Consider the following 25,715-nt stretch of genomic DNA (forward strand, 5'->3'; position numbering starts at 1 on the left):
TATCATATATCGATATAAAAAATGGTCAACCAGAAATAACTGGCTGACCTTTATAATACGAACGGGGCAGGATAGTTTATTAACCGATAAACAAAAAGTAAATAATAATAATAAAGGCAATTAATGAATTGTAAAAAGTTATAAGGGTTGATAAAATGGGTGATTTTAAACGTATGCTGAATGAATTGCAACAATCAGCGATGGAAGAAATAAAAAATTCAAATATTAAAATCGACAAAGATAAATTAAACTCGTTCGAAGATATTATCTCAGAGTTAGTAAGCATTAGAAATGAGTTTGCGAGTAAACTTTCCCAATTACAGAATTCAAAAGAAAAGGAAATTGTCACTTTTGAGTATTCAAAAGGTGGAGAAACACTTCACAGAGGATATTATTGTCCAAGTCTGGTACTTGATTTAATCGTAGGAAATATTAAAAGAGGTAAACTACTTAAAAGAAAACCCGATTTTGGGAAATATTCTTATGAATACGGTTTCGATGCAGACAATAGATTGATAAGGGTAAAAGGTGTAAATGAGTTTACCACTCCAGTTAGCCGTTATGATGAAGAATTCTTGATTTACTCCGATGATATTGTTCTTGGAGTAGAGTTTGATAATATGGGTCACATTGATGTGGTGTCCAAATGTACTTATGATAATGGGAAAATTGTTAAGTATGAACGTAGCGTATGTGGTACACAGGAGTACGCAGACCTTTACTACGAGGAATACTTCTATGAAAACAATATGCTTTCAGAGGTTAGCATATTTGATGTAACTCCACGTATTGAAATATACGAAGAGCAAAAATATAAGGTAAAATTTGATGAAGACAGTAAAATAGTTAAATTAATAGGTGGGTTTATTACAAATGGAGTCGCGGAAAAAGATGTTTTGGTTTTTAAGAAGTAAATTATAAATTGGACTTTTTCTTATAGAACTAACGGGTGCGTTAGCTTCATAATAAGGCCGACAATTGGCTGCCTTTTTAAAGTATGATTTTAAAAATTATCGAACTGTCATATTCAAACGAAAATCACCCTTATACAGCTAATGGGACAGGTTATTGAAGTAGGTTATTACCGATATGTGGATTAAAATTGTATTTAAATATAAAGTTCGAAGAGGGAGATTAAATTTTAAAAAACAAGTAGCACTTTCAGGGCTGTAAAAAAGGTGGGGATTTTTGTGTTTATAAAGAAAAAAGCTATTATTCTTGTTATTAGTATAGTTATTTTAGTTTCAATGTTTAGTTATTTTTTCTTATCTTATCGTGATTCAGCAATCAATAAAGGATTCCCAATACCATTAGGGGCCAAATTATTAAATAAAGACGCTAAAAAGATGTATGAAGAATATAAATGGGGTCCAGCTTCCGAAGAAAATGGACTTCCACTTTATTATTTAACGGTTATTAAATTATGGGGGTGGGATAAAAAATCACAAGAAGGGGCATTGACAATCTATGAAAAAGAAGGAAAAAAGCTATGTATAATCTCTCAAACCGATTCTTTATTTGTTAGTCCATCAGAAGAGTAATATTTTTTCCAAGATATCTTCTGTTTAACACAGGTTAGCGCCATAAGAAGGCCGGCCATTGGTGGCTTTTAGAATGTACAATTTTTGATATTAGAAGAATTATATCAATTTCTCAATGGATTTATAAGTCAAGGATACATAAAAGGCTTACCCTTTAATTTTATTTAAAGTATCAAAAATCATCAAAGATGTTGATATGACTGGTTTTATAAAACAATGTTACACATTGTAGAGCGTGTGGTCACGCTCTTTTTTTGTTGTTAGAGGCCTTCAGAGAGGTCTGAAACTGCATTTTAGACCTCCACTATATAATGTACAGCACTATAAACCCTTATAACCGCACATTTTTTTGTGAACTCTACAATTGGTCTTATGCAACTGATATGAACGAAACTGTCAACCCACCACACCTAAATGTTTTTAAATGGTGTTTCATTCAGCTATGAATAGAGTTATTCCTTGTTCAACTTATAAACCAAATATCCTTTCGGATTTAGCTTGTCAAGGGCGCACTTTCCCTTGATAAGCTAAATCGAAATGGATACAATTCTAAAAGTTGAACAAGGATAACCTTAAAAACTTGGCACGAAGGCAAAAACGTTGACGGTGGTATACAAACTGATATGCGTGGGTTGGTTACCACATTTCACTCCATCCGTCACGGAGCTGCCTCGGACTAACGGCGCACGTTCAGTCCCTAGACCTAGTGCATAGTTGCACATGAGGGTTCTCCTTCCCGGGGGTTTGCCTTCGAGCCAAATCTTCAATTCTAAATCACAAAATTATGATTCGATAAAATCATTTATTACATAATCTTACTTTCGATCTACTTAAGCAACATTCGATACACTTACTTGCTTATCCTCAATGGCACAACCGATAGCCCAAATAAAACCAAGTAATTCTCTGGCTACTGCAACAACAGCTACTTTTCCACCTTTTCCTTTAGCAGAGATGCGATGATATTTCATATGAAGACGGTGTTGAGCCTTCCAAGCAATACGTTTTGCCTCTGGATCTTGACCTTCTTGACGTTTAAGCAATTCACCTTTAAGAGATGGTCGATGGCGATAAGACCAACAAACTTCTACTATGGAACGACGAATTTGGGAGTTTCCGGTTTTCGTAATGGAACCTTGCCAACGACTAGACCCACTCGAGTATTCCTTTGGAACAAGTCCAGCATAGGACATCAGTTGTCTTGGGTTTGAAAAGCGAGAAAACTGTCCAATTTCAGCTACCAAAGTAACAGCTGTGACTTCTGCGACTCCTCTTAATGTTTGAAGAGCTTGAATTACCGGAGCATGTTCACTTTGAAGGGCTTCTTCATGGATCTGAGCTTCGATTCGTTTCATACGATCTTCAACCTCATTGATTGCATGAAGATATTCTTGAAAAACAATACGTTGAGAAGCTCTTTCAAATGTTAATCGTTTTAACCATTCACGATGTTTTACGGACCAATTTCGAACTCCTTGCGGAGGACGTATTCCATGACGAAGTAAGAAGTGAACAAGTCTCTGGCGAGAACTTTGTAAATCCTCACGAGCATCATGACGAGCGCGAATTAAGTCTCTCAATGCTTCATGATCTTCATCTGGAACCCATACAGAAGTAAGCTCTCCAGCGCGAAGTAGCCAGCAATTGAATCTTTAGATACGTCTAAACCAACAAATTTTTGAACATCCTTCATAATATCGGCTCCTTTTCGTGTGTAGCTCTACACTTGTTTTTTTATTTTTGGTAGTAACATTATGACCAAAGCGATTGCTGATTCTGGTCGTGGTGAACCTAGATTTCATGGAACTATTCAAAATAAACCAGAGGATATTCGCAAATTGATGAAAAAGTTAGGGAAGCCCGAAAGCCAACGGGCTGAAGAGCAGTGACATATAAAGGTATTATCATTTTTACATAGAATATTTTAAGAGAATAGCATGTGAATAAATGGGGAACATATATGGATATTTGTTTTATTGGTGGCGGAAATCAGACGAATAATGAATTAGGTGAAGTGTTCCTGGAACTTTCAAAAATGATTAAACCTGAAGCTAAGATTTTGATAATCCCTTTTGCAACCGACAATTCCAGGTATGAAAGTTGGATGGCAAGTATCAAACAAGCCTTTTCAATAATGGAGAATGTAAGTATTGAATTATTAAACGAAGACCTTTCAGACAAAGAAATGAAAAAGTCTATAATTGAACATGATATTCTTTATTTTATTGGTGGGAAGCCAGAAAGGTTAATCCATGTAATAGAAGAAAAAGGACTTGCCCCAATTATCAAAGACTTTCAAGGTTTAATCATTGGATATAGTGCGGGTTCATTAGCTTTCTGCAAAGATTGCATAATAACAAAAGATAAAGACTATCCAGAAACGATAGTGATCAAGGGCTTGGGGTTAGTCTGGTTTAGTGTTGAGGTCCATTACGAGGATAATATAGATGGAGAATTAATTCCCCTATCAAATGAACGAAAGATATATGCAATACCAAATGGAAGTGCAATTTTCTCCAAGAACGGGGAACCATTTAAAGTTACAAACGATATCTATTCCTTTCAAAATATGAAAAAGGAAATTGTGAACTCCTAAGTCTTAAAGACAAGCAGGTGCTTTCCCAAAATTGGAGCAGGTTGGCGGGGGGACTGAAGGAAATGGTTGAAATTGGACAGGTCAGCTATAAAGGCTAATTGTTAGCGTAATTCAAAGTTGAGTCAATGAACTCAATTAAAGGCCTTCCAACAAATTCGATATACAGAGAGGGATGGGACAATGGAAAGTAAATGGCCAACTGAAATGAAAGTAGCGCAAATCCGGGTTGCACGTCCTACTGATCAACTAAAAAAGGTTGTAAACTTCTATTGTGAAGGATTAGGCTTGAAAAAAATCGGTTCTTTTGAAGGGCATGAGGGATATGACGGCATCATGATTGGGCTTCCTGATTCCAGCTATCATCTGGAGTTTACACAACATAAAGATGGCAGTCCTTGTCCTGCCCCATCACAAGATAATCTGCTTGTCTTTTATATTCCTGAACGTAAAATCATTGAGGATATCACGAATAGATTGAAAGGTATGGGCTATGAACCGGTTTCTCCGGAAAATCCATATTGGGAAAAATCTGGAGTGACCATTGAAGATCCGGATGGTTGGAGAGTAGTTTTAATGAATTCGCCTGGCATAGGAAATTAAATTTCGAATCAGCAATGGAATGAAAACGACCGAAAAGCACCATGCTTTTCGGTCGTTTTGGGTTTATGAGGACATCGTGATCCCGCCATTGATGTGAATGCACTGTCCCGTTATATAAGCACCTTCATCAGATGCCAGCAGCACATAGGCGCCTGCATGATCTGCCGGCTGCCCAGGGCGGCCAAGTGGTGCCTCGGTACCGAACTCGGCAACGGATTGTTCGTCGAACGTCGCCGGGATGAGCGGAGTCCAAATCGGGCCTGGTGCCACCATATTGACCCTGATCCCTTTTTTAGCCACATTCTGTGCAAGGCTGCGTGTGAATCCGACGATTGCCCCTTTTGTTGCTGTATAGTCCATCAAAGTTGCATGTCCTCTATAGGGGTTGATCGATGTTGTGTTGATGACCGAGTTGCCTTGTTTCATATGAGGAACCGCGTGCTTGCTCATGTAAAAAACTGAATAAATATTGGTGCGGAACGTTTTGTCCCATTGCTCGTCCGTGATATCCTCAATGTTTTCCGTAGGGTATTGCACCGCGGCATTATTGACGAGGATGTCCAGCTTTCCAAACTCATCCAAAGTCTTCGTAATCAATTCCTTACAATTCGCCTCCACGGAAACGTCACTTGGAAGCAAGAGGCAGCGAACGCCTTCCGCTTCAATCAGTTGCTTTGTTTCCTCGGCATCACCGTGCTCATCTAAATAATTCACAACCACATGGGCGCCTTCCTTTGCATAAGCAATGGCAACCGCACGTCCGATGCCGCTATCTCCGCCTGTAATCAAGGCAACGCGGTCCTTTAGCTTACCGCTTCCTATGTAATCCTTTGGCTGAATCGGAAGTGGATTCATCTCAGATTCAATGCCAGGTTGTCTTTCCTGTGTTTGTCCGGGCTGTCCGTTTTTTTGCTGTTCATATATATTCAAAGAAAATCTCCTCCTCTTATACTATTGATCTAGTCATACTTTAGCCGTTAAAAAGTACGGTTAAACATCATGATTGCCATCGATTACTTCTGCAAGCGATTACAAAAATATCGAAGCAATTCAGTAAGGAAGGAATTACGGTGTTGGAAGTTGAAATACATTCTAATGAAACTTTCAGGGGTGTTAAAGTGAATTCGATAGAAACAATACAAAAATTAACAAATAAAGAACAATGGTTAGAAGCCTTTCCAATCATGAATCAGCTGCGTACTGACTTAACTCAAAAAACATATCTGGAGTTACTTGAAGAAATGAGGAAAGATGGGTACTGTTTGTTTGCATTATATAAAGATAACCAGGTTGTATCTCTGGCTGGTTTAAGCTGGAGAGTGAACTTTTATAATAAACGTCACGTGTTTATTTATGACCTTGTAACAGATTCTGCCCACCGTTCATTTGGATATGGAGAGAAGTTATTAAATTATATACATAACTGGGCAAAAGAAAACGGAGCTGCATATGTGGCATTGGAATCTGGAATCCGGCGAAACGATGCCCACCGTTTCTATGAAGAGAAATTAGATTATGATAAATGGTGCTACTCATTTAGAAAAACGCTGTGAGTGGAAATAGCGATGGAGAAGAGCTGAGTAATCAGCTTTTTTTATGTTGGAGAACAAAAGTAGTAATGAAGTGAATGTAAGACACACTGTCCACGATGTGTATTGGGTTATAAACATTTTTCGTAATTAGATCATTTAAAATAAATTCACGAGTAAAAGCGTGAAATTCACGAGTAAATCGCTAAAACTCACGAGTAAACAGGCTAAATTCACGAGTAAATCGCTAAAACTCACGAGTAAATGCTTAAAATTCACGAGTAAACGATTCAAACTTAAATATAAATGCTCCAAACCCATCAAATTCAACAACATATAGAAATTGGCACGATTATATTGCAAGTATAATAACGAATCCAATTCCTTTGAAAAAGTATATTGAACTACACATTTTTCAGCAACTGAAAGTTATTTGAATTTGAACGAACGTCCTTATTTTGGTTTGTTTCAATACAATTGGCTGTATAAGGGTGGAAAAGAGATTGAAGAAGGCAATTATTTTAGTTATTGGTGCTGGCGGATTTGTTCATCGGAATCAGTTTATTCATCATTTTTACAACTGTAAATTCATTCTCTCGCTGAAAAGACCTATTTGAAAATTTTTGTAATGATTTATTTAGCCTTGGACATACTTAATTAAGATATCAAAAAGTAACATTCATTTAAGGAGGAAACCCAATGGCTAACGAAAATATACAAATGAAAATGGAACATATTTGGCAGGATACATGTGGATCATGGGAAAACTGTACCGAAACCACAATTCAGTCATTCTTGGCGAAATCGCAAGAAGGCAATATAGACCCGCAATATTGCATGAGCTGGGTGGAACAACATAAAGCCCAAATACCTGAGTGGAATGCCGTTTCAAAAGTGTCGCTTGACTGGGTTAATCAACATACCTCAACGGGTTCACCCATTTCAATCAAGGAAGATTTTTAAAAAGTTAACTTTTTCTGCGATTGATAAGAACTCTACTATGTTTAAGAGGTGAAGATAGTTGTCAAATAACGAGGAACAAAACGGCAAATCAAATACTTGGCAAGGTTCAGAGCATAATAATGACCCAGATCACAGAGTTAATGCTTGGGATGAAATGAATGGTGAAGATAAATTTGTACAATCAGCCATCCAAGAGGGATTCAATAATCCAGTAATTGAAGAAACGATCTTGAAGTTCAATAAAATAGCGAATGAAGAAGAAAAGGAAACTTGATTTTGGACGCGCCCTATAGGGCGTTTTTTTTTTGAAGTATGAAAAAGCAAGAGCTCTTCGTTGGATCCCTCTTTCACCGCATGCCTAGGAAATTCAGGTTTTGTTTTGTAAAAGCAGTGAAATCACTGAGATGATTCACTACGATTTGTTCTAAAATGTCTAAATTAATGTCTTGGTAATCATGAACAGCAATGTTTCTAAATCCAACCATAGCTTTTAAGCGTCTAGCTATATCTTCATCAATAACCGAATGATCCTTCAGCATATCAAAAGCATCCCGGCTTGATTGAGGCAACCCGAGTCTTTGATCAGCTACAATATGCATGGCCAGGTCAATCGAGGATTCGCATGCACGTTGTATTAAGGATGATGGAATCTTGTTTCGTATAGTCCTTTAGGTTTTCGGGATTATTCGCGTATACAACCTTAACGCGGTTCATGCAACGCTCGATTACACTGATTTTGTTCAAAATCACATCATTCTCCATAAATGGACCCACTTTCCCCTATTTTTTTTAAGATAATTTCACGTTCCTCATTCAATTTAGCGTACATGCTAAGAGCAATCATTTGTTGGTTTTTTAGAAGTGTGTCATCTTTTGAATAAATCACATTGCCGGTTGTGTCTATTTATGCCTGAAAAACGGTTGATGCTGTCCTTAGATTAATCAGGTCCACATCTATTTTCAGGATATCTGCCAGTTCCTGTGCCAATAAAAATAACTCATATGTAATATGTGATGAATCTTGACTGTAGAACTCCACATCGATGTCACTATCCCTATGTGTAGTGTTCTTCGCGTAAGAACCAAATACGACGATAAAGGAAGGATCAATTTTGTCTATTAGGAACTTTTGGATACTTTGAAACATCTCTGTTTTCATAACACACTCCCTAATGATAATAAGCAGAGTATACCAAACATTAGTTTTCCTTTGTACTGGCCATAAAGAATCCTATGAAAAATATGGATTCATTTAAGGTAGGCTGAAGAGCGAGCTCTGCTTCAGGGAAGGGAGCATAGTCCAAAGATTTATAAAAAAAGAATGATATACAAATAAAGGGAAAAGGCATTTTAGTATCGTATAAAGCATAGTATAAATCGTTTTTATTAATAAAGTTAGCCATATCATTAAGGAGTGAAGATCATGGAAGCGTCGGTAGAGCGGATTTTTTCTAAGGAATTGGTGAAATGGGCTGGGCATTTTTTTCAAGTGGATGCTGGGGATCAGGTTAAACTTGGAGATGCAGAGAACTATGTATTTGAGGTTTACAGGGATGGAACGCCATACATCTTAAGAATGACACATCAATCACATCGTACAAAAGGTCAAGTACTTGCTGAGTTAAAGTGGATTGAATATTTACAGAATAATAGTAGTGAAATTCCTAAAGTCCTCTCTTCGAAAGAAAATAACTTGGTTGAAATTGTAAAGGGTTCGGATGGTACGGAATTTTATTGTTGCCTGTTTGAAAAAGCCCCTGGTGTAAGGATGAAAGTCACCGATGAAAATTTCGATGAACCTTTATTTTTTGAATGGGGAAGAACGATTGGCCAAATGCATAAACAAACAAAAAATTATCAGCCTGAAACAAAATATAAAAGGCTGGATTGGCATGAAGAGGAACTATTGAATGCCGAACTCTACCAATCCGGTGTCCCAGAGCAATTGATGCACCAACAAGAATTAATCAAGAAGAAATTAAATGCCCTTCCAGTTCATCAAGATAATTTTGGATTGATCCATTCTGATATACATAACGGCAATTTCCATTTTCATGAGGGAAAGATTCATGTTTTTGACTTTGATGACTGTTCTTATCACTGGTTTGCCAGCGATTTGGCCATACCTCTGTACTATCTGATATGGAGCTTGGAACGTGAAGGGATAAAAGGGCTCGATGAATATGCCGCCAAGTTCATGAGGGAATTCATAAAAGGCTATGAGACGGAAAATATCCTGGCACCTGAAGAATACGAAACGATTCCTCTATTTTTAAAGTTAAGGGATCTAACGTTATATAATTTTTTTCATAAAAAGTATGATTTGAAGAATGCGGATGGTCAATTATTCAAAACCGTCAAAAATATCGAACAAAGAATCATGGAAAGCCGTCCTATTGTTCACTTCGATCCGAACATGGTTCATTAAGGGGGATTGGAATGTCAGAAATGAAAAATTACATCATTCGGACCGGTGAATTGGAAGATGCAGAAGCGGTTTTTGATGTACAGAATTCCGTTATTTCCGAAGGAGAGTATTTTATTACGGTATCGGAGGAGTTCAATAAAACACCAGAACAACAAAGGGATTGGATACGAAGGTTATTGGAAAATGAACGAGAAACCATCATCGCGGCCGAAATAAATGGTGAAGTGATTGGATGGATAGGATTTCAATCGGAAAATAGGAAGAGAATGTCTCACAAGGGCTCATTTGGAATGATGATCAGGAAAGATTACAGAGGGAAAGGAATTGGAGAAGAGCTTATAAAAGCATTATTGGAATGGGCAGAAGCAAATCCGTTCATTGAAAAGGTGAGCTTGGGAGTTTTTTCAACAAATCAGCGGGCAATATCACTGTATAAAAAGATGGGATTTGTTGAAGAAGGCCGTAAAATAAAGGAATTCAAGATGAGCGAACGTGAATACGTCGATGATATCATCATGTACAAAATGGTTTGAACAGACCAAAAGAGCATGAATTGATTCAATACATGCTCTCTCGGTTTGGTTATGTATCTATTTTTATATGAAAACGATGTGTATGTCACGCATCATTTAATTATCTTCACGTTCACTTGCTTTCTTCCCCACGTTAAAGCATCAGCTTCACCCGCGATGAATACATCGATTCTGTTTCCTTTGATGGCACCGCCCGTATCTGCAGCGATTGCTCGTCCATAGCCTTCGACTTCAACGATGGAGCCTAGCGGAATCACGTTCGGATCGACTGCTATCAGTTTGGCATCATCATATTTTTTTAGGTCAACGCCCATTCTTGTAGTGCCTGAGCATCCCTGGCAGCTCGCTGTATATGCTGTACTTGTTACTGTTATTTCTTTAACGGCAGAGCTTGCTGAACTTGCTCTTTCTTTTAATTTACTGAAGGTCCGTGCACCGGCTATTCCATCAGCGGATAATCCCTTTTGCTTTTGAAAGTTGATGACGGCTTGCTTTGTACCTGTTCCATAAATGCCATCGATCGTTGATGTGTAAGCATCCCAGGCCTTCAATAATCTTTGCAGTTCAGCTACAGGTCTTCCCATATCCCCGCTTTTTAGTACCTGTATTTTCTGATTCGTTTGTGTTCCTGCTATTCCATCGACTTTCAGTCCTGATTTTTCCTGAAACTTCTTTACGGATTCTTTTGTAATCGGTCCGAAGTAACCTGTTGCTTCATGATAGGGAAAAACCCCTTTTGTCAGTAATAATTCTTGTAAGTCTTTAACATCGCCATTACTCATTCCAAATGAAAGTGTGCGATCCAAGGCAGCGGCTTCGCCTTTTGTTGGGATGCAAACTCCTAGAATGAATACAGAAGCCGTTAGGATCGTTAATAAAATTTTTTTCATGTTTATCCTCCTCGTTGTTTCCTGCAATTAAACCATTCGTTAAACTATCACTCTTTTAGGCGCAGTTAAGGAAAAACACCGCGAAGGCACTAAGTAATTGTTAAAACATGTAACAGAAAGAAAAGAAATGAGGCGGACATCGGGTTACCATATCCTTAGTGATTAACTAATTATGGAAAGAGATCGAACTTCCCGTGGAACGAACGGAACCGTTTGGTTGAACAAGGGAATTCATTCATGTACGTTTATGTTAATAGAAATTCCATTTCAAGGTTAATGGAGGAAATCATTATGATTAAAGCAGTTATTTTCGACTTTGATGGTTTAATTTTAGACACAGAAACGGCTTGGTATGAGGCTTATAAAGAAACGATGGCTTTTTATAAATCTGATTTGCCTCTTGAACATTTTGTTAAATGTATCGGAACGGATAATACTGAACTTAATCAGTATTTCAAGGATCAGTTGGGGGAAAGTTGTAATATTGAAGAAATTGAATCCAGAGCAAAAAGCCTTCATGAAGTCAAAATGATAACATCACAGGCACGTGAAGGTGTAAAGGATTATTTAGAAGAAGCAAAAAAAAGTGGATATAAAATCGCCCTCGCTTCAAGCTCGACAAAAGAGTGGGTCACTCATCATTTGGGGAAACTTGGACTGTTAAACTATTTTGAAGTTCTTATCACAGGGGATGATGTTGAAAAAGTAAAACCTGCTCCTGATTTGTATGTATTGGCAATGGAAGTACTGGGCATTCGGCCCACAGAGGCCGTAGCATTTGAAGATTCGTTAAATGGGCTTCAAGCGGCCCTGACTGCAGGATTAAAGTGTGTAATCGTTCCTAATCCCGTGACGGAAGCTTTAGCTTTTGGAAATCATCATTTACGTCTCCGATCAATGGGGGATAAGAGCTTGTCTGACGTTATCAAACATATTGAGCAATAAGTGTTCGAAGGAAATTATAGTATGATAAAGGAATGAAACTACGCCGAAGATGGCAGAGTTTTCGGTTTTTCCGGTTTTTAATGAATTGGTGGGGATGGTGACATTATGGGATTGCAAACCAATGACGAAAGAGTCCGGCTGCGGGAGGTCAAGGAGAGTGATCTTCCTATCTTTTTCGAGCAGCAACTAGATCCTGCCGCAAACTATATGGCTGCTTTCACATCTAAGGATCCATCAGACAAAGTGGCTTTTTTGACACACTGGAAGAACATCATATCGAACCGGGATATTCAAAAAATGACCATAATCATGTGTTGCGGGCAGCATTCTCAAGTTTGAACAGTTTGGTAACCCTGAAGTGAGTTATTGGATCGGGAAGCAATATTGGGGAAAAGGAATAGCTACAGAAGCACTGCTCAATTTTTTGCCGAAAATAAAAGTCCGCCTTCTTTATGCTCGCGCAGCCAAGGAGAATCCCGCATCCATCAGGGTGCTGGAAAAATGCGGATTTAAAGATTCGATGAAGACAAAGGGTATTCCCATGCAAGAGGGGAAGAGGTTGAAGAATTCATTTTGAAACTTGAATCAGGAAACCCCAGTTAAGATAAGAATATAACAATATCGTTTAACCTATGAGGAAATGGGTGACATACAATGGGATATAAGATTTTTTCCGTCATTTTTATTTTATGTGGTCTTTTTGTAATGTGGTTCGCAGTTTTTGGCAAAAAGAAAGAGATCAAAGAGCTCAGCTCCGGAATATCAACGAATTTCATCGATGTAATTTTAATGATGATATATAAGCTTTTACCATCCATTCTTAGAAAGATCCTTCTTTTTGCAGTGGGGCTGGCCATTTCTATCGGCTTTACCTATATATTGCTTAACTTGTGATCATCCGTAAATTTTCCTAATTAAATAAAATAACCCTGGAACTTTATTCAAACAAAAACGTATTAAAAGAAAACGATACATAGGAGTTGTTGCTGTTTAGAGGAAAAAGTGATGGCATTGTTTTATGTAAATGGGGGCGGGAAGTTGACGCCGACGAAGGGCTTTGATGAGAGTTTGATGTTATTGCGCAATAAGGATCGGACGGGAAATGATCATGGGGTAAAAGAACGGCAAAATTCAAATCTATTGATTGCAGCTGTGAATATATCCAAATGGAAGAATATCAGTATAGTAATAATATGCATAATATGGTAATGTAGGATTTGTGTGATTTTGGAAAAAATGAAAAAAGGAAGGTATTATATGTCTGAATCGGTTCTTAAGGTTCAATCCTTAACTAAAAAAATTGGAAAAGCAACCATTGTAGACAATGTTAGCTTTGAAATAAAAAGTAATGAAATATTTGGTTTGCTTGGTCCGAATGGGGCTGGTAAGACCACTATCATCCGTATGATTACAGGTCTCATCAATCGTACGGGCGGTACTGTGATGATCAATGGCAGTGACCTCGATAATGATTTCGAAGGTGCGATGAATCAATTGGGGGCCATTGTTGAAAACCCGGAGTTTTATAAGTATATGACAGGCAGAAAGAATATCCTGCATTATGCCCGAATGTCATCCAATGATATATCCAATGAGAGAATAGAAGAGGTCATCAAGCTTGTCAAACTGGATCATGCCATCGATAAGAAGGTTAAAACCTATTCATTAGGGATGCGTCAGCGCCTTGGCGTGGCACAGGCCATTTTACATAAACCGTCGTTATTGATTTTTGATGAACCGACGAATGGCTTGGATCCACAAGGGATTCGCGAGTTTCGGGATTATTTGAAAGTACTTGCGAGTGAAGGCGTCGGGATATTGATTTCATCACATTTACTATCTGAAATGCAATTGATGTGCGATAGTTTTGCCGTTATCGAAAAGGGAAAACTGATACATACGAAAGAACATATTTTAGATGAAAAAACCGAAACGATCAATGAAGTTTCATTCACTGTCAGTGATGGGGAGCTAGCTAAAAAAATCCTTCAAGAACAGTTTAGGGATATTACGATTCTGAAATATGATGCGAAGACAATCTCCGTATCGGCAGCACGTGAACAAACGGCCAATATAAATAGGAGTTTTATTGAAAATCAACTGGATGTCTATGAAATTGGCATTACTAGAAAATCACTGGAAGACAAATTCTTTGAAATCACTGAGCAGGAAATGAGGGAGTCTGTATGATGTCCTTAGTAAAAAATGAATGGATGAAAATCTTTTCAAAAATATCAACTTATATATTCATCGCTTTTCTTTTATTGGCAGCATTAGGGGCTGCAGTCATCGATTATAAATTAAGTCCCGAAGAAACGGGTAAAGATTGGAAGCAAGAATTAAAGGCAGATATACAAGAACAGGAAAAGGCTTTGGAAGCTAAGGAAATCAGTGAAGATGAAAAAGCCGCGATCATGGACGAGATCAATCTCAACAAGCAACTGTTGGCTGATAATATAAACCCTGACTTGAACACTAATTGGACTTATATGGCGGAATGGACTACATCATTAACATCATTTGTCACTTTATTCGTCGTTATTGTTTGCAGCTCGCTCGTTTCCTCGGAATTTTCGGATGGCACCATTAAACAACTGTTGATCAGGCCTTATAAACGTTGGAAGATCCTGCTTTCCAAATATATTACTTCCTTGTTATTTGCAGCGTTATTACTTGCGAGCTTGCTTATATTCAGTTATCTAATCGGAATGATATTCTTTGGCAATGGCTCGTATTCAGACAAAATCATGGATCCCGCATCTTTCGGTGAATTCAGTCCGGTGGTGGTCGGCGAATATTTTGTAGACATGATCGTTTACTGGATACCAGGATTCTTGGTCATCACGACCATCGCTTTCATGCTAAGCACATTATTTAAAAACCAAGCACTTGCAGTAGGTATATCCATTTTCATCTTATTTGCTTCCTCAACATTAAATATGGTCATTCAATCATTCATCGGCAAATACGAGTGGTTAAAATTCGTCTTATTCCCCCACCTTGATTTAAGGGGCTATATTTCCGGAACTATGGAAATGTTCGATGGAGCTACACTTGGATTTTCAATGAGTGTACTCGGCATCTATTACCTTATCTTTTTAGCGCTAACTTTCTTCTTCTTCCAGAAAAAAGATATCACTAATTAAACAATCCTTACCGGAAAAACCGAAATCAGTAGCTGATTTCGGTTTTTCTTATGCAACATAGAATGCATGAGCCAGTTGCTGCTGATAAAGTGAAACCTTTAACCAAATTTATCCGTATAAGATAATATGAGGATATTTAGTAGGGCATAGGGGTGTAAAATGAAAAAAAATCAGGTTCTGTTAATTGGACTTATAGGATTCTCTTTATTTCTAACAGGCATGATCATTTCACAATGGACAGTTGTTGGCGTAGTGATCGGGAGAGGCGGAGGATTCATAATGGGGATCAGTTCCTACCTGTTCGCTAGTTAGGAGTTTCATTTACAGAATAGGATAGTACATTATCGAATTGCGTCCTACCCGGAAAAAATTCGACCACGGAAATAATCCGATAGAGATGGAGTAGATTCAAAGATGGAAAAAATGCATGATAAACGAAAGTTAATAATTGTACTTATTATTATTGGAACAGCATTAGTTTTCTATGTGTACTCGGCATTCTCTGAAAAATTGACAAAATCAACAGATTTGTCCGATGAATCTATCGGGGGATTTAAGGTTTTGGATAACATATCGAGTCCAGAGTTTATTAGGGAATATGGAGAACCCATCGATCAAGATAATAATAACGCATATGATTATTATTATTGGAAAGGCGGGTTAAAAACGGCCTCTATCAATACAGACGAAGATAAAGGGAAAATTATGCGGTTAATCATTTCAAGTACGGACGACGCTCTATTTGAGAACTCCCTACAAACAAGCAAAGGTATTAAATTAGGAAGTAAGAAAGCGGACGTTCTTTCGAAGTATGGAGATCATTATTATAAAAGTTATGAACAGGGAGCGGATATTATCGGCTACATTGACCATAAACGGAATATTACTTTAGAATTTTGGTGTGTTCAAGGTGGAAGGGTTGCAGAAATACGATTGGATGATGCAGAGGTCATGTAATGTTTTTTCTCTATTGTCCTCGATTAAGAGGTTCGGCCGTTTAAGAAAGCGATGCGATAATATGTTCAAGGAGTTAATATCCATCTTTTGTAAGTTCTGAAACCATTCATTACTTTATCCGTATATTTAATTATGTACGGTGCTGGACCGGTATTTATAGCATTTATCATTTTTATAGATTGGGAGATGAAGGATCATGAACGAAAAGGGTTGCATGAAATGCGGGAGCAATGATGCTGCCAAGAAGGACGTAGCCATGACAGGAACAGGATTGTCAAAAATGTTCGATGTCCAGAATAATCAATTTACGGTTGTGTATTGCAAGAATTGCGGTTATTCGGAGTTTTATAATAAGCAATCATCTGCAGGCAGTAATCTGCTGGATCTATTCTTCGGATGATCACTGCACGAAAAGAATCCCCTTTTTCATGAAAAGGGGATTCTTGTTTTTTTCATAATGTCAGCTCATTACCCGGTGAAATGGTCTTGAACGACTTTTGAAAATTCCTTTGCGACGGGTGAAAGGTCTTTATACGACTTCATGACCAATCCAATCTCCCGGGAAAGTTCCGGATTCAAGGGCAGGCTTTTGATCCGTTCGGGTTTTTCCGGTAATGCAAGGTCGGGCATAATCGTGATGCCTAATTTTCCTGCTACCATTGACAGCACCGTTTGATTGTCTTTAATGTCGTATGAAATGTTTGGTTTTAGTTTGGCTTCCAGGAATCTATCTTCTATGAGTGTTTCGCATCCGGATCGCAGCATGATGAATGGTTCATCTACGAAGTCCTCTAGGTTAATTACGGTTTTCCCTGAAAGTGGATGGTCTTCGTATACGACAGCTGTTAAAGGATCTGTTAGCAGATGGATGAATTCCACGTTCTTCACTGGTTTGGCTGCAAAGCCGATGTCCACTGCTCCTTCTTCGATCCATTTTAAGATTTCTTCATATCCACCTTCATTAATCAGCAAATCGATATTAGGGTATTTTTCTTTAAAGGCAGAGAATAGCTGCGGTATGAATCTGGCAGTGAAGCTTGGAAAACTGCCAATCGTTATTTTCCCGATTTCCATTCCATTCACAGCTGCAATCTTTTGTTCGATATGTGCAAGGTTGGCAGCGATTGCCCGCATATGTGGAATTACCTGCTCTCCCGCAGTCGTGAGTGTTACACCTTTTCGGTCACGCTTTAATAAAGTCACACCAAGCTCCGCTTCAAGCGCTGTAATGTTATGGCTCACACCTGATTGAGTCAGTCCGATCCGGTCTCCCGCTTTCGTAAAACTTCCGTATTCAACAACATGTAAAAACACTGCCAGCTGAAAAAAATTCAAATGCCCCACACCTTTCTTGTAATGAATTATACATGAGAATCTCTAATCCAAGTAATGAAAAACATTCATTTTACTTATGGTGTGGCCGAGAATACAATAAAATTACAAAAATAAAATACGAATGGGTGATGGGAAAATGATGAAACGGAAATACGAGCAAATTTTTTCACCGTACACGCTATCTAATGGAACGGTCCTTAAAAACAGGATTGTAGTTGCGCCCATGACCACTTATTCTGGTCATGGGGATGGCTCGGTTTCTGACCAGGAATTAGCTTACTATAAAAGAAGGGCAGATGGACCTGCCATGTTCATTACTGCCGCTGCCGCCATTTCCCCTGTTGCTACAAGCTTTCCCCGGCAAATGAAAGTATATGGTGAACAGCGCATCGCAGGACTCACACAGCTTTCAAAAACAATCAAATCAAAAGGTGCAAAAGCCATTCTCCAGCTTCATCATGGCGGAAGCGAGAGCCTTCCAAGCTGTACAGGCGGAGAAAAAATGGTTAGTCCGAGTGGCATCACTGCAAGTGTTTATAAAGAAATGGGCAGGGAATACATTCCAAGGGCAATGAGCCACACTGAGATTCTATCCACTATTCAAGACTTTGGAAGAGCCACCCGCCATGCCATACGTTCAGGATTCGATGGCGTCGAAATCCATGGAGCGAATGGATATCTCCTTCAGCAGTTTTTCTCACCCCACTCTAACAGACGGAGAGATCATTGGGGCGGGAATTTGGAGAATAGAATGCATTTTCCACTTGCCGTCATCGCGGAGGTGAAGCGGATCCGTGATTTATACGCAGACAAGGAATTCATTATTGGGTATCGCTTCTCCCCCGAAGAACCGGAAGAAGGCGGATTGAAAATGGATGACACAGCAGCATTGGTAGATAAATTGGCGAGTCAAGAGCTTTCCTATTTACATCTTTCTGTTAAAAATGTCTGGTCCATCCCCAGAAGCGGATTGAACATGGGGTTAACAAGGACCGAAATCATCCGCGATATCATCGCTGGCAGGACCAGTTTCATATCACTCGGATCGATTCATACTCCAGAGGAAGCAAATGCTGTGCTTGAGAAAAATATACCGCTTTTCGCATTAGGAAGAGAATTACTGATGGAACCGGACTGGGCTGCCAAAATAAAAGAAGGCAGGGAAGACGAGATCATGACGACATTGCCGCGCGATAGCAGGTGTACATTAATGATCCCAGATCAAATGTGGGCGAATATCATCACTCGTGACGGCATGCCCGAGAAATGATAGTATTAATGTAAAAAATGGTAATTGAATGAGGGGAAATGAAATGAATAAAATAGCACTTCTTCAACTGTCTCTAGCCATGACGATCTTTGGTTCAGTCGGTTTCTTTTCAGAACTATCAGGACTTCCGGCATTGGAATTGGTTTTTGTTCGCTGCATTTGTGCTGCCATTTTCTTATGTGCAGCATGGATGATTACAGGACATTTCAAGAACGAAATATGGAATTCCAGAGAGGTAATGCTTATCATTTTTTGCGCAGTGACCAACTTGTTAAACTGGATATTCCTCTTTAAATCTTTCGAACTGATATCCGTGACAATAGCCATTTCGCTCTATCATTTAGCCCCGATCATTGTACTCATTATCGGGAGCTTCATCTTCAGGGAGAAAATGAGTTTATTCTCGATCCTGGCCATTTCACTTTGCTTCATTGGCACATTATTCATTATGGGAACAGATGGATTTCGATCATCAACACCTGAATGGGAAGGGATCATTTATGGGATCATTGCTGCATTTTTCTATGCAGCAACCATGCTTTTAGGAAAGAGCATTTCAAAGACCAGTGTATACGCGACCACTTTTCTGCAAATGTTCATTGGATTTCTATTACTGATTCCTTTTGTCGATTTTTCAGTCTACACAACGCTAAAATCTTCCGAATGGTTTTATTCTGTACTTACTGGCATCATCCATACAGGCGTCGTGTATCTTCTGTTTTTTAATAGTATCCGGCATTTGCCTACAAATGTAGTATCCTTCATGATTTTTGTCGATCCGGCAGTGGCCATCCTTTTGGATATTCTGCTTTCAGGATTTCAACCGGACAGGATTCAAATCTTGGGTATTTCATTGATATTTATTGGGGTGCTCTATTCACTAAAGGCGACAAGACCGACTGAAAATGATGTCATGCAAAAAAGGCCGCACACAATGTGAGGCCTTTTTTCTTTATGGCTTTTCTATTAACCTATTGATTAAAATGATATACATTCCAAATGTCAGGGGTTTCCGATCCAAGGTACCAAGCAGATACACCGCCTAGATGATTTTGTTTTACCAGGTCAATACGGAGCTTCATCGATTTTTTATCTTCTATCCATATTTGATGCTTTTCCCCGTTGGAAGTATACTCCACGTAATTTTGTTGAGTCTTTTTATCCCATACCTTTTTAAGTTTATGAGATGAAATGATTTTGTTGACCTCAGCCATGGTACGGTCATGACTTTTCACTTTTTTGGTCGATAAATCGGTTACCCATTCTCTCGTATAAAACGGTACAGCCAATATGATCTTATGGGCAGGTACTTCTTTCATTAAAAGCATAGTTCCTTCTTTGATCCAAGGTAACGAGGAAACGGACCCGGCTACTGGGCTTCCTCCCCAATGCTCGTCATAACCCATTATGATTATGTAGTCGGCTATTTGGCCAAGTGCATTCCTATCCAGACTTTTAGACCAAAAAGGGTCTTCATTTTCTCGGGTGACATCCACAGATACTTTAATTCCATGCGGTTTTAGTGCCTTTTTCAGTTCGCCTATGAAAAGTACAAAGTCCTTCTTATTTTTTGGATCGATGTTTTCAAAATCTACATTTATTCCATCACTTTTAGTTTTAACAAGTGAATCACGTAAAGCTGAAACTAATTTCTGGCGTTTTTTTATATTGCCCAGTACAGAACCAGTTAAAACAGGGTCAAATTGATTACCGATAAGCTGCCAAACTTGTTTTCCTTGTTTATGGGCGTTTTGGACGAATTTTGCATCCGCAGAAACGGAAACGAAATTACCGGAATCCTTCAGCGTATAGGAACGGGGAGAAACTACATTTAAATTGGGTTGTTTAATTTGTTGGGTGTAGTTTTCTTTCGATCCATTATGCGTCCAGCCCATGACGATAGGTATTTGCGCCTTATTTTGAAGCTGGGATTTCTTTATCCATCCCTTTTTACCATCAAGCAATTGAACCTGGTAGTAATAATCCGGAATCTTCAATTTTTGGCCAACTTTAAGGGTAACCGTATGTAAGTTGTTTAATTTCATCAAATCACTTGTGGTTACCTTATATTTAGTAGAAATCTTCCACAATGTATCACCTGATACAACCTTATGGATCTTATATTTCTGGGGAATCTTCAGGTTTTGGCCAACAGTTATTTCGGTCGAAGTTAATTTGTTTTCTTTTTGTAACTCACTTAGTGAAACACCATATTGATTTGCTACTTTCCATAATGTGTTTCCAGCCTTTACTTTATGGATAATGGGCCCCGCGGAATCCCCAACGGAAGAAGAAATGACGGGAAACTCCTCGCCCTTTTTTAAGGTCTTCAATAGAGTAGTACCTAATTTAGGAGAACTAAAAACTTTTGTATTGTCCACTTTCACAGAACCTATGTATTGGGTTTTGCCTGATGAATTACCATTGGTTGGAAAGAGGCATGCACAAAGAAGGCTTAATATAATAAAACATCCAAAGAATTTTTTCACAATTATTTTATTCCCCTTTGTAAAATTTAACTTTACCAGTTTACTATGGAGAATCGCTATAAAATAGAGGTACATTGTGGAAAGGCCCTATATAAAAGAATATAGGGTATCTAGAAAGAATGACGATTCTGCTGTTGAAGCAACACTCTATGGTAGGTCGAATTATTTTTGCTTACTGCGGGGACTGTAAGCCTGATATTGAAAGTCCCGTTCTTAAAGTAAGGCTACCTGTTATTTCAAGATAACGAAATCCTATACATATGAACAGGTTAATCAGTTTTTTTTGGTTTGCCTTTTTTACGCATGCCGCTGAAAATGACTTGTACATGACATTTGTCATATTCTAGTCATGACACCTGGTACTAATAATTTCAGGTTGATTTCTATATAATATGAAATAACGACAAATAAAAGGAAGTGCAATTGAATAATGACCTTGCAAAATACGAAAAACTTGAAAAAACAAATTGCTCCTTTTGAACAATCAACGACAAAGCAAAGTATATGGCAGATCGTCAATACATTGGGGCCGTTCATTATTTTATGGTACCTAGCATATATAAGTCTTTCCGTTTCTTATTGGTTAGCTTTAATTCCAGCCGTGATTGCTGCAGGCTTCTTGACAAGAATATTCATTATTTTCCATGATTGTACGCATCATTCATTTTTCAAAAACCGCCGTGCGAATAGAATAGTTGGTACGATCATGGGTGTTTTGACTTTATTCCCGTATGATCAGTGGGGGCATGAGCATTCTGTGCATCACGCGACAAGCGGTAATTTGGATAAGCGGGGTACAGGAGATATTTGGACCCTTACGGTCGATGAGTATTTGGCTGCACCGCTTAAACTTCGTTTTGCCTATCGTTTTTATCGCAATCCATTGGTTATGTTTGGTTTGGGACCAATTTATGTGTTCCTTCTTAAAAACAGATTTAACCGTAAAGGTGCTAGAAAAAAGGAAAAAATGAATACGTATTTGACGAATGTAATAATCGTCGCTTTAGTGGCATTGCTTTGCCTGGCAGTAGGCTGGCAGTCGTTCCTTCTGGTACAAGGTTCCATCTTCATGATTTCTGGTTCAGTGGGCATTTGGCTGTTTTACGTCCAGCATACATTCGAGGACTCTTATTTTGAAGAAAATGAGGAGTGGGAATATGTATTGGCTGCAGTGGAAGGAAGTTCTTTTTATAAGCTTCCAAAACTGATGCAGTTCCTTACTGGTAATATCGGTTACCATCATGTTCACCATTTAAGTCCAAGGGTACCAAACTATAAATTGGAAATGGCGCACAATAATACGCAGCCTTTAGAGAACGTTCCAACGATTACTCTTGCGACAAGCTTGCGCTCAATCCGTTTCCGTTTATGGGATGAGGAGTCCAAGACTTTTGTTAGCTTCAAAGACATTAAATATTTAACGAAAAAAAGCGTTTCCGCTCAAGTGAAATCTGAACTGTAACGTTCATGTATCATTCCAGACTCCCTTTTTAATCCTTGGATTTTGGGGAGTCTTTGCTTCATATAAGGAACTAGATAAAGGAGAGAACTTAAAATGATTCGAATTGTCATTGCAGAGAATCAGCAAATGCTGTTAGAGGCAATAAGTTCTCTACTCAATCTTGAAGAAGATATCGAAATTGTCGGGCAAGCCAGTAATGGAGAAGAAGCGATGGCCCTTGTACTCCAATTACAGCCTGATGTGTGTATCATGGATATGGAGATGCCTTTAATGAGCGGACTTGAGGCAGCAGAAGCATTAAAGTCATTTGAATGCAAAGTGGTCATACTAACGACATTTCGAAGGACTGGTTATTTTCAACTCGCATTAAAAGCTAATGTAAGTGGTTATTTATTGAAGGATAGCCCGGGTGAAGAGTTAGCCTGCTCGATTCGCGGCATAATGGACGGCAAGCGAATATACTCCCCAGAACTTATAGATGAGTCTCCCAGTAATAATGGCCGGGAAATGGGAGTGTTAGGGCTGTTAGCCGATGGTCAATCCAAAATGGAAGCGTCTAATAAGCAAAGCGACACTATAGGGACAGTAAGGAAATATTTTTCGACCATCAAGGATAAAATGAAGTTACCGGCTGGTTAGGATTTGTTTCTTATCCTGTTGACACGCTTTTTTAAATTGTGTACGATGGATTAAATTATAATATTGAAAATTCTGTGATGAAGAGAGTAGTTCATTTCGAAATGGAAAGCGAGTTAGGGATGGTGGGAGCCTAATGCAGGACGGATGAATGAAGCGCACTTTGGAGAAATTTCTTGAAACGTTTAGTAGGGAACATCGGGGAGTCACCTCGTTAACAATGGAAAGTGGTCACAATTTGTGGCAACTAGAGTGGTACCACGGGAATTCATGCTCTCGTCTCTTATTTAGAGGCGGGGGCTTTTTTGTTTAGGAGGGAAAATGTCGATGAATAAACCAATTGCAGAATTGATTTCAAATGCTTTGAACAATGAAATGCCAGCAAGTGAAATAGAAAAATTAATGGAAAAGCCTAAATTGGTGGAGTTAGGTGATGTCGCCTTTCCGTGCTTTACTCTTGCAAAAAAATTCAAAAAATCGCCTCAAGTGATTGCGTCTGAAATAGCTCAACAATTAAACAGTGAGTTGATCCAAGAAGTGAACGTTGTGGGTGGTTATCTGAATATCTTCGTCAATCAACAGATGGTGACGGAAAACGTGCTGCAAACGATATTAAGGGAAAAGGATCAGTATGGTTCACTGCAGCCTGTACAGGAAAATGTCGTGATCGATTACTCATCCCCGAATATTGCCAAGCCTTTTTCCATGGGGCACTTACGCTCAACGGTCATAGGGAATGCACTGGCTAACATTGCCGAAAAAAATGGCTACAATGCCGTGCGTATTAATCATTTAGGAGATTGGGGCACGCAATTCGGCAAGTTGATCGTCGCGTATAAGCTGTGGGGCGATAAAGAGGCAATCGAAGCTTCGCCGATTCAGGAATTATTGAAAATCTATGTGAAGTTCCATGAAAGAGCTGAAACGGATGAATCGTTGAATGAACAAGCACGCGCAAGCTTCAAGTCGCTTGAAGATGGGGACGAGGAAGCACTGGCATTGTGGAAATGGTTCAGGGATGCGTCATTAAAAGAATTTGAGACGATTTATGATTTATTGAGCATCCGTTTTGATTCCTATGCCGGCGAAGCGTTTTACAATGACAAAATGGATGCTGTTGTAGGGGAACTAAAAGAAAAAGGCTTACTTACCCTATCCGAAGGTGCCTATGTCGTGCAATTGGAAGATATGCCGCCTTGTTTGATTACGAAAACTGATGGGGCGACACTTTATGCCACACGTGATTTGGCTGCAGCCATGTATCGTAAAAAACAGTACGGGGCGAAGAAAACATTTTATGTTGTCGGAAACGAACAATCCCTGCACTTTAAGCAACTTTTTAACGTCATTGAAAAAATGGGATATGATTGGTCAAAAGATTTGCAGCACGTAGCATTTGGCATGATGTTAAAAGACGGCAAGAAAATGTCGACACGTAAAGGGAAAGTCGTGCTGCTTGCGGATGTATTGGCAGAGGCAATCGAAACGGCGAAGCGCAATATTGAAGAAAAAAATCATGCGCTTGAACAGAAAGAACTAGTTGCAAAACAGGTTGGTGTCGGAGCGGTAATCTTTAATGATTTAAAAAATAACCGCATGAACGATATTGATTTTTCATTAGAGCAAATGATGAATTTTGAGGGAGAAACGGGTCCATATGTACAGTACACATTTGCGCGAATTTCCTCATTGCTTGAAAAAGGTGAATTTAAAGAGCAGGACATCACTTTTGAAGCTTTAGGAGAATATGCGTGGTCAGTCATCCAGCTGTTGGAGCAATACCCGATCATTGTCCAAAAATCATTTGAACAAGCCGATCCATCTCAAATCGCGAAATTCAGCTTGCATTTATCGCGTGCATTCAATAAGTATTATGCACATACGAAAATCTTAGTTGAAGATGAATGGAAACAAATGAAGCTCTCATTCGCTTTTTCCGTTTCGATTGTATTAAAGGATGCGCTAAGTTTATTGGGAATTTCAGCGCCGAATAAAATGTAAGTTTAAATATCCCTGCAAAAAAAAATCCATTTTGATCTTCCAAAATGGATTCTTTAAATAATGAAAAACGCCTGCTCGATGACATCGAAGTCCACCGTTGAATTGATCGTGGATTTCCTCGCCAGCCTTTATGATGCTTGGACTATTCAGTAACCGAGTCCATAAACCACGGGCTTACTTATTCCAAACATAGTGATATTGAGTGAAATATGGCGGGACCCTTCAACGGGTACCCGCCTTTTCTGAAATGAAAAATGCCCTTACTCCCAAACGGGAATAAAGGGCATGTACCCGTGAACATGGTCACGGCGATGATGAATTAATAAGCCAAGCTGAATAGGGCTTTGATGTGTGATAGATAGCGAACATTACTTGCTTCTTTCATCAATGTAGC

At 38.8% G+C, this 25,715-nt stretch carries 31 protein-coding genes, 2 pseudogenes and 1 other annotated feature; of the genes and pseudogenes, 24 read left to right on the plus strand and 9 right to left on the minus strand.

Annotated elements, in window-relative coordinates; genetic code table 11:
- The first annotated feature begins 155 nt into the window (after positions 1–155).
- Positions 156–914, plus strand: coding sequence for a hypothetical protein (locus tag ACFX4I_RS26425; RefSeq protein WP_483878227.1), 759 nt, complete (start codon positions 156–158; stop codon positions 912–914).
- 276 nt (positions 915–1,190) lie between these two features.
- On the plus strand, positions 1,191–1,541 hold the full coding sequence (locus ACFX4I_RS24590; RefSeq protein ID WP_377423690.1) for a hypothetical protein: 351 nt from the start codon (positions 1,191–1,193) through the stop codon (positions 1,539–1,541).
- An 830-nt stretch (positions 1,542–2,371) separates the two neighbouring features.
- Here ACFX4I_RS24590 and ACFX4I_RS24595 read toward each other — a convergent pair.
- Positions 2,372–3,121 (minus strand): IS110 family RNA-guided transposase, encoded by a 750-nt coding sequence (locus ACFX4I_RS24595; protein WP_377423693.1) that lies wholly within the window; start codon positions 3,119–3,121, stop codon positions 2,372–2,374.
- A gap of 174 nt (positions 3,122–3,295) precedes the next feature.
- On the opposite strand from ACFX4I_RS24595, the gene ACFX4I_RS24600 reads away from it, so the two are divergent.
- From ACFX4I_RS24600 to ACFX4I_RS24610, 3 genes are all read left to right on the plus strand, one after another.
- Complete coding sequence (locus ACFX4I_RS24600) at positions 3,296–3,430, plus strand: hypothetical protein (RefSeq protein ID WP_377423695.1); 135 nt, start codon at positions 3,296–3,298, stop codon at positions 3,428–3,430.
- Positions 3,431–3,480: 50 nt separating this feature from the next.
- Positions 3,481–4,137 carry a Type 1 glutamine amidotransferase-like domain-containing protein gene (locus tag ACFX4I_RS24605; protein ID WP_377423698.1) on the plus strand — a complete coding sequence of 219 codons (657 nt, stop codon included), beginning with the start codon at positions 3,481–3,483 and terminating at the stop codon, positions 4,135–4,137.
- Between the two features lie 180 nt (positions 4,138–4,317).
- Positions 4,318–4,737 (plus strand): VOC family protein, encoded by a 420-nt coding sequence (locus tag ACFX4I_RS24610; protein WP_377423701.1) that lies wholly within the window; start codon positions 4,318–4,320, stop codon positions 4,735–4,737.
- A gap of 63 nt (positions 4,738–4,800) precedes the next feature.
- Here ACFX4I_RS24610 and ACFX4I_RS24615 read toward each other — a convergent pair whose 3' ends face one another.
- On the minus strand, positions 4,801–5,667 hold the full coding sequence (locus ACFX4I_RS24615) for an SDR family oxidoreductase (protein WP_309518408.1): 867 nt from the start codon (positions 5,665–5,667) through the stop codon (positions 4,801–4,803).
- A 254-nt stretch (positions 5,668–5,921) separates the two neighbouring features.
- Here ACFX4I_RS24615 and ACFX4I_RS24620 point away from each other — a divergent pair, with 254 nt between their 5' ends.
- Positions 5,922–6,290 (plus strand): GNAT family N-acetyltransferase, encoded by a 369-nt coding sequence (locus ACFX4I_RS24620; RefSeq protein ID WP_214795250.1) that lies wholly within the window; start codon positions 5,922–5,924, stop codon positions 6,288–6,290.
- Between the two features lie 135 nt (positions 6,291–6,425).
- On the opposite strand, the gene ACFX4I_RS24625 is transcribed toward ACFX4I_RS24620, so the two are convergent.
- On the minus strand, positions 6,426–6,629 hold the full coding sequence (locus ACFX4I_RS24625) for a hypothetical protein (protein ID WP_309518410.1): 204 nt from the start codon (positions 6,627–6,629) through the stop codon (positions 6,426–6,428).
- Positions 6,630–6,965: 336 nt separating this feature from the next.
- Here ACFX4I_RS24625 and ACFX4I_RS24630 point away from each other — a divergent pair, with 336 nt between their 5' ends.
- Positions 6,966–7,229: a hypothetical protein gene (locus ACFX4I_RS24630; protein WP_214795236.1), complete on the plus strand. Its 264-nt coding sequence runs from the start codon at positions 6,966–6,968 to the stop codon at positions 7,227–7,229.
- Positions 7,230–7,287: 58 nt separating this feature from the next.
- Positions 7,288–7,503 (plus strand): hypothetical protein, encoded by a 216-nt coding sequence (locus tag ACFX4I_RS24635; RefSeq protein WP_230303388.1) that lies wholly within the window; start codon positions 7,288–7,290, stop codon positions 7,501–7,503.
- 73 nt (positions 7,504–7,576) lie between these two features.
- On the opposite strand, the pseudogene hepT reads toward ACFX4I_RS24635, so the two are convergent.
- Positions 7,577–7,991, minus strand: a pseudogene (gene hepT, locus ACFX4I_RS24640) (type VII toxin-antitoxin system HepT family RNase toxin).
- A gap of 142 nt (positions 7,992–8,133) precedes the next feature.
- On the minus strand, positions 8,134–8,388 hold the full coding sequence (mntA, locus tag ACFX4I_RS24645) for a type VII toxin-antitoxin system MntA family adenylyltransferase antitoxin (RefSeq protein WP_377423705.1): 255 nt from the start codon (positions 8,386–8,388) through the stop codon (positions 8,134–8,136).
- Positions 8,389–8,652: 264 nt separating this feature from the next.
- On the opposite strand from mntA, the gene ACFX4I_RS24650 reads away from it, so the two are divergent.
- Complete coding sequence (locus tag ACFX4I_RS24650) at positions 8,653–9,657, plus strand: phosphotransferase enzyme family protein (protein WP_377423708.1); 1,005 nt, start codon at positions 8,653–8,655, stop codon at positions 9,655–9,657.
- Positions 9,658–9,668: 11 nt separating this feature from the next.
- A complete protein-coding gene (locus tag ACFX4I_RS24655; RefSeq protein ID WP_283932175.1) occupies positions 9,669–10,190 on the plus strand; it encodes a GNAT family N-acetyltransferase in 522 nt (173 codons plus the stop codon).
- Positions 10,191–10,282: 92 nt separating this feature from the next.
- Here the strand turns inward: ACFX4I_RS24655 and ACFX4I_RS24660 are convergent, their stop codons facing one another.
- Positions 10,283–11,080 (minus strand): peptidoglycan-binding protein, encoded by a 798-nt coding sequence (locus ACFX4I_RS24660; protein ID WP_377423710.1) that lies wholly within the window; start codon positions 11,078–11,080, stop codon positions 10,283–10,285.
- A gap of 291 nt (positions 11,081–11,371) precedes the next feature.
- Here ACFX4I_RS24660 and ACFX4I_RS24665 point away from each other — a divergent pair, with 291 nt between their 5' ends.
- The 9 genes and pseudogenes from ACFX4I_RS24665 (at position 11,372) to ACFX4I_RS24705 (ending at position 16,528) form a co-directional block, all read left to right on the plus strand.
- Positions 11,372–12,025, plus strand: coding sequence for an HAD family hydrolase (locus ACFX4I_RS24665; protein WP_377423712.1), 654 nt, complete (start codon positions 11,372–11,374; stop codon positions 12,023–12,025).
- A 105-nt stretch (positions 12,026–12,130) separates the two neighbouring features.
- A pseudogene (locus tag ACFX4I_RS24670) lies at positions 12,131–12,628 on the plus strand (GNAT family N-acetyltransferase).
- A 51-nt stretch (positions 12,629–12,679) separates the two neighbouring features.
- Positions 12,680–12,919 (plus strand): hypothetical protein, encoded by a 240-nt coding sequence (locus ACFX4I_RS24675; protein WP_230303394.1) that lies wholly within the window; start codon positions 12,680–12,682, stop codon positions 12,917–12,919.
- A gap of 111 nt (positions 12,920–13,030) precedes the next feature.
- Entirely contained in the window at positions 13,031–13,234 is a 204-nt protein-coding gene (locus tag ACFX4I_RS24680; RefSeq protein ID WP_377423715.1) for a hypothetical protein, read from the plus strand.
- 48 nt (positions 13,235–13,282) lie between these two features.
- Positions 13,283–14,215, plus strand: a complete 933-nt coding sequence (locus ACFX4I_RS24685; RefSeq protein ID WP_230303396.1) for an ABC transporter ATP-binding protein — start codon at positions 13,283–13,285, stop codon at positions 14,213–14,215.
- A complete protein-coding gene (locus tag ACFX4I_RS24690) occupies positions 14,215–15,171 on the plus strand; it encodes an ABC transporter permease (protein WP_377423717.1) in 957 nt (318 codons plus the stop codon). The genes ACFX4I_RS24685 and ACFX4I_RS24690 overlap by 1 nt, the downstream gene beginning before the upstream one ends.
- A gap of 159 nt (positions 15,172–15,330) precedes the next feature.
- Complete coding sequence (locus ACFX4I_RS24695) at positions 15,331–15,483, plus strand: hypothetical protein (RefSeq protein ID WP_377423719.1); 153 nt, start codon at positions 15,331–15,333, stop codon at positions 15,481–15,483.
- A 102-nt stretch (positions 15,484–15,585) separates the two neighbouring features.
- Positions 15,586–16,128, plus strand: a complete 543-nt coding sequence (locus ACFX4I_RS24700; protein WP_377423721.1) for a hypothetical protein — start codon at positions 15,586–15,588, stop codon at positions 16,126–16,128.
- A gap of 196 nt (positions 16,129–16,324) precedes the next feature.
- A complete protein-coding gene (locus ACFX4I_RS24705; protein WP_098373407.1) occupies positions 16,325–16,528 on the plus strand; it encodes a zinc ribbon domain-containing protein in 204 nt (67 codons plus the stop codon).
- Between the two features lie 68 nt (positions 16,529–16,596).
- On the opposite strand, the gene ACFX4I_RS24710 is transcribed toward ACFX4I_RS24705, so the two are convergent.
- A complete protein-coding gene (locus ACFX4I_RS24710; protein ID WP_230303401.1) occupies positions 16,597–17,463 on the minus strand; it encodes a LysR family transcriptional regulator in 867 nt (288 codons plus the stop codon).
- 136 nt (positions 17,464–17,599) lie between these two features.
- Between ACFX4I_RS24710 and ACFX4I_RS24715 the strand changes: the two genes are divergently transcribed.
- Positions 17,600–18,733, plus strand: a complete 1,134-nt coding sequence (locus tag ACFX4I_RS24715) for an NADH-dependent flavin oxidoreductase (protein WP_230303402.1) — start codon at positions 17,600–17,602, stop codon at positions 18,731–18,733.
- A gap of 43 nt (positions 18,734–18,776) precedes the next feature.
- Positions 18,777–19,673, plus strand: coding sequence for a DMT family transporter (locus ACFX4I_RS24720; RefSeq protein WP_377423724.1), 897 nt, complete (start codon positions 18,777–18,779; stop codon positions 19,671–19,673).
- 31 nt (positions 19,674–19,704) lie between these two features.
- On the opposite strand, the gene ACFX4I_RS24725 is transcribed toward ACFX4I_RS24720, so the two are convergent.
- On the minus strand, positions 19,705–21,066 hold the full coding sequence (locus ACFX4I_RS24725; protein ID WP_377423726.1) for a LysM peptidoglycan-binding domain-containing protein: 1,362 nt from the start codon (positions 21,064–21,066) through the stop codon (positions 19,705–19,707).
- Between the two features lie 586 nt (positions 21,067–21,652).
- Between ACFX4I_RS24725 and desA the strand changes: the two genes are divergently transcribed.
- The 3 genes from desA to argS all read left to right on the plus strand — a co-directional run bounded on the left by desA (position 21,653) and on the right by argS (position 25,321).
- Complete coding sequence (gene desA, locus ACFX4I_RS24730; protein WP_230303405.1) at positions 21,653–22,684, plus strand: Delta(5) desaturase DesA; 1,032 nt, start codon at positions 21,653–21,655, stop codon at positions 22,682–22,684.
- Between the two features lie 93 nt (positions 22,685–22,777).
- Positions 22,778–23,323, plus strand: coding sequence for a response regulator (locus ACFX4I_RS24735; protein WP_377423728.1), 546 nt, complete (start codon positions 22,778–22,780; stop codon positions 23,321–23,323).
- Positions 23,324–23,388: 65 nt separating this feature from the next.
- Positions 23,389–23,607: a binding site (T-box leader), on the plus strand.
- A gap of 34 nt (positions 23,608–23,641) precedes the next feature.
- Positions 23,642–25,321: an arginine--tRNA ligase gene (argS, locus tag ACFX4I_RS24740; protein WP_377423731.1), complete on the plus strand. Its 1,680-nt coding sequence runs from the start codon at positions 23,642–23,644 to the stop codon at positions 25,319–25,321.
- A 319-nt stretch (positions 25,322–25,640) separates the two neighbouring features.
- On the opposite strand, the gene ACFX4I_RS24745 is transcribed toward argS, so the two are convergent.
- The coding region (locus tag ACFX4I_RS24745) for a hypothetical protein (protein ID WP_238141571.1) at positions 25,641–25,715 on the minus strand (75 nt) is incomplete at its 5' end.

Source organism: Peribacillus sp. YIM B13472 (assembly GCF_042788005.1).
In the GTDB taxonomy this organism is placed as follows: domain Bacteria; phylum Bacillota; class Bacilli; order Bacillales; family DSM-1321; genus Peribacillus; species Peribacillus simplex_E.

Bases quoted from the DNA above. Each gene is read 5' to 3' on its own strand.
- ACFX4I_RS26425 (WP_483878227.1), top strand. From the start codon at position 156: ATGGGTGATTTTAAACGTATGCTGAATGAATTGCAACAATCAGCGATG.
- ACFX4I_RS24600 (WP_377423695.1), top strand. From the start codon at position 3,296: ATGACCAAAGCGATTGCTGATTCTGGTCGTGGTGAACCTAGATTTCAT.
- ACFX4I_RS24610 (WP_377423701.1), top strand. From the start codon at position 4,318: ATGGAAAGTAAATGGCCAACTGAAATGAAAGTAGCGCAAATCCGGGTT.
- ACFX4I_RS24620 (WP_214795250.1), top strand. From the start codon at position 5,922: ATGAATCAGCTGCGTACTGACTTAACTCAAAAAACATATCTGGAGTTA.
- ACFX4I_RS24630 (WP_214795236.1), top strand. From the start codon at position 6,966: ATGGCTAACGAAAATATACAAATGAAAATGGAACATATTTGGCAGGAT.
- mntA (WP_377423705.1), bottom strand. From the start codon at position 8,388: ATGAAAACAGAGATGTTTCAAAGTATCCAAAAGTTCCTAATAGACAAA.
- ACFX4I_RS24650 (WP_377423708.1), top strand. From the start codon at position 8,653: ATGGAAGCGTCGGTAGAGCGGATTTTTTCTAAGGAATTGGTGAAATGG.
- ACFX4I_RS24655 (WP_283932175.1), top strand. From the start codon at position 9,669: ATGTCAGAAATGAAAAATTACATCATTCGGACCGGTGAATTGGAAGAT.
- ACFX4I_RS24660 (WP_377423710.1), bottom strand. From the start codon at position 11,080: ATGAAAAAAATTTTATTAACGATCCTAACGGCTTCTGTATTCATTCTA.
- ACFX4I_RS24665 (WP_377423712.1), top strand. From the start codon at position 11,372: ATGATTAAAGCAGTTATTTTCGACTTTGATGGTTTAATTTTAGACACA.
- ACFX4I_RS24675 (WP_230303394.1), top strand. From the start codon at position 12,680: ATGGGATATAAGATTTTTTCCGTCATTTTTATTTTATGTGGTCTTTTT.
- ACFX4I_RS24680 (WP_377423715.1), top strand. From the start codon at position 13,031: ATGGCATTGTTTTATGTAAATGGGGGCGGGAAGTTGACGCCGACGAAG.
- ACFX4I_RS24685 (WP_230303396.1), top strand. From the start codon at position 13,283: ATGTCTGAATCGGTTCTTAAGGTTCAATCCTTAACTAAAAAAATTGGA.
- ACFX4I_RS24690 (WP_377423717.1), top strand. From the start codon at position 14,215: ATGTCCTTAGTAAAAAATGAATGGATGAAAATCTTTTCAAAAATATCA.
- ACFX4I_RS24695 (WP_377423719.1), top strand. From the start codon at position 15,331: ATGAAAAAAAATCAGGTTCTGTTAATTGGACTTATAGGATTCTCTTTA.
- ACFX4I_RS24700 (WP_377423721.1), top strand. From the start codon at position 15,586: ATGGAAAAAATGCATGATAAACGAAAGTTAATAATTGTACTTATTATT.
- ACFX4I_RS24705 (WP_098373407.1), top strand. From the start codon at position 16,325: ATGAACGAAAAGGGTTGCATGAAATGCGGGAGCAATGATGCTGCCAAG.
- ACFX4I_RS24715 (WP_230303402.1), top strand. From the start codon at position 17,600: ATGATGAAACGGAAATACGAGCAAATTTTTTCACCGTACACGCTATCT.
- ACFX4I_RS24720 (WP_377423724.1), top strand. From the start codon at position 18,777: ATGAATAAAATAGCACTTCTTCAACTGTCTCTAGCCATGACGATCTTT.
- desA (WP_230303405.1), top strand. From the start codon at position 21,653: ATGACCTTGCAAAATACGAAAAACTTGAAAAAACAAATTGCTCCTTTT.
- ACFX4I_RS24735 (WP_377423728.1), top strand. From the start codon at position 22,778: ATGATTCGAATTGTCATTGCAGAGAATCAGCAAATGCTGTTAGAGGCA.
- argS (WP_377423731.1), top strand. From the start codon at position 23,642: ATGTCGATGAATAAACCAATTGCAGAATTGATTTCAAATGCTTTGAAC.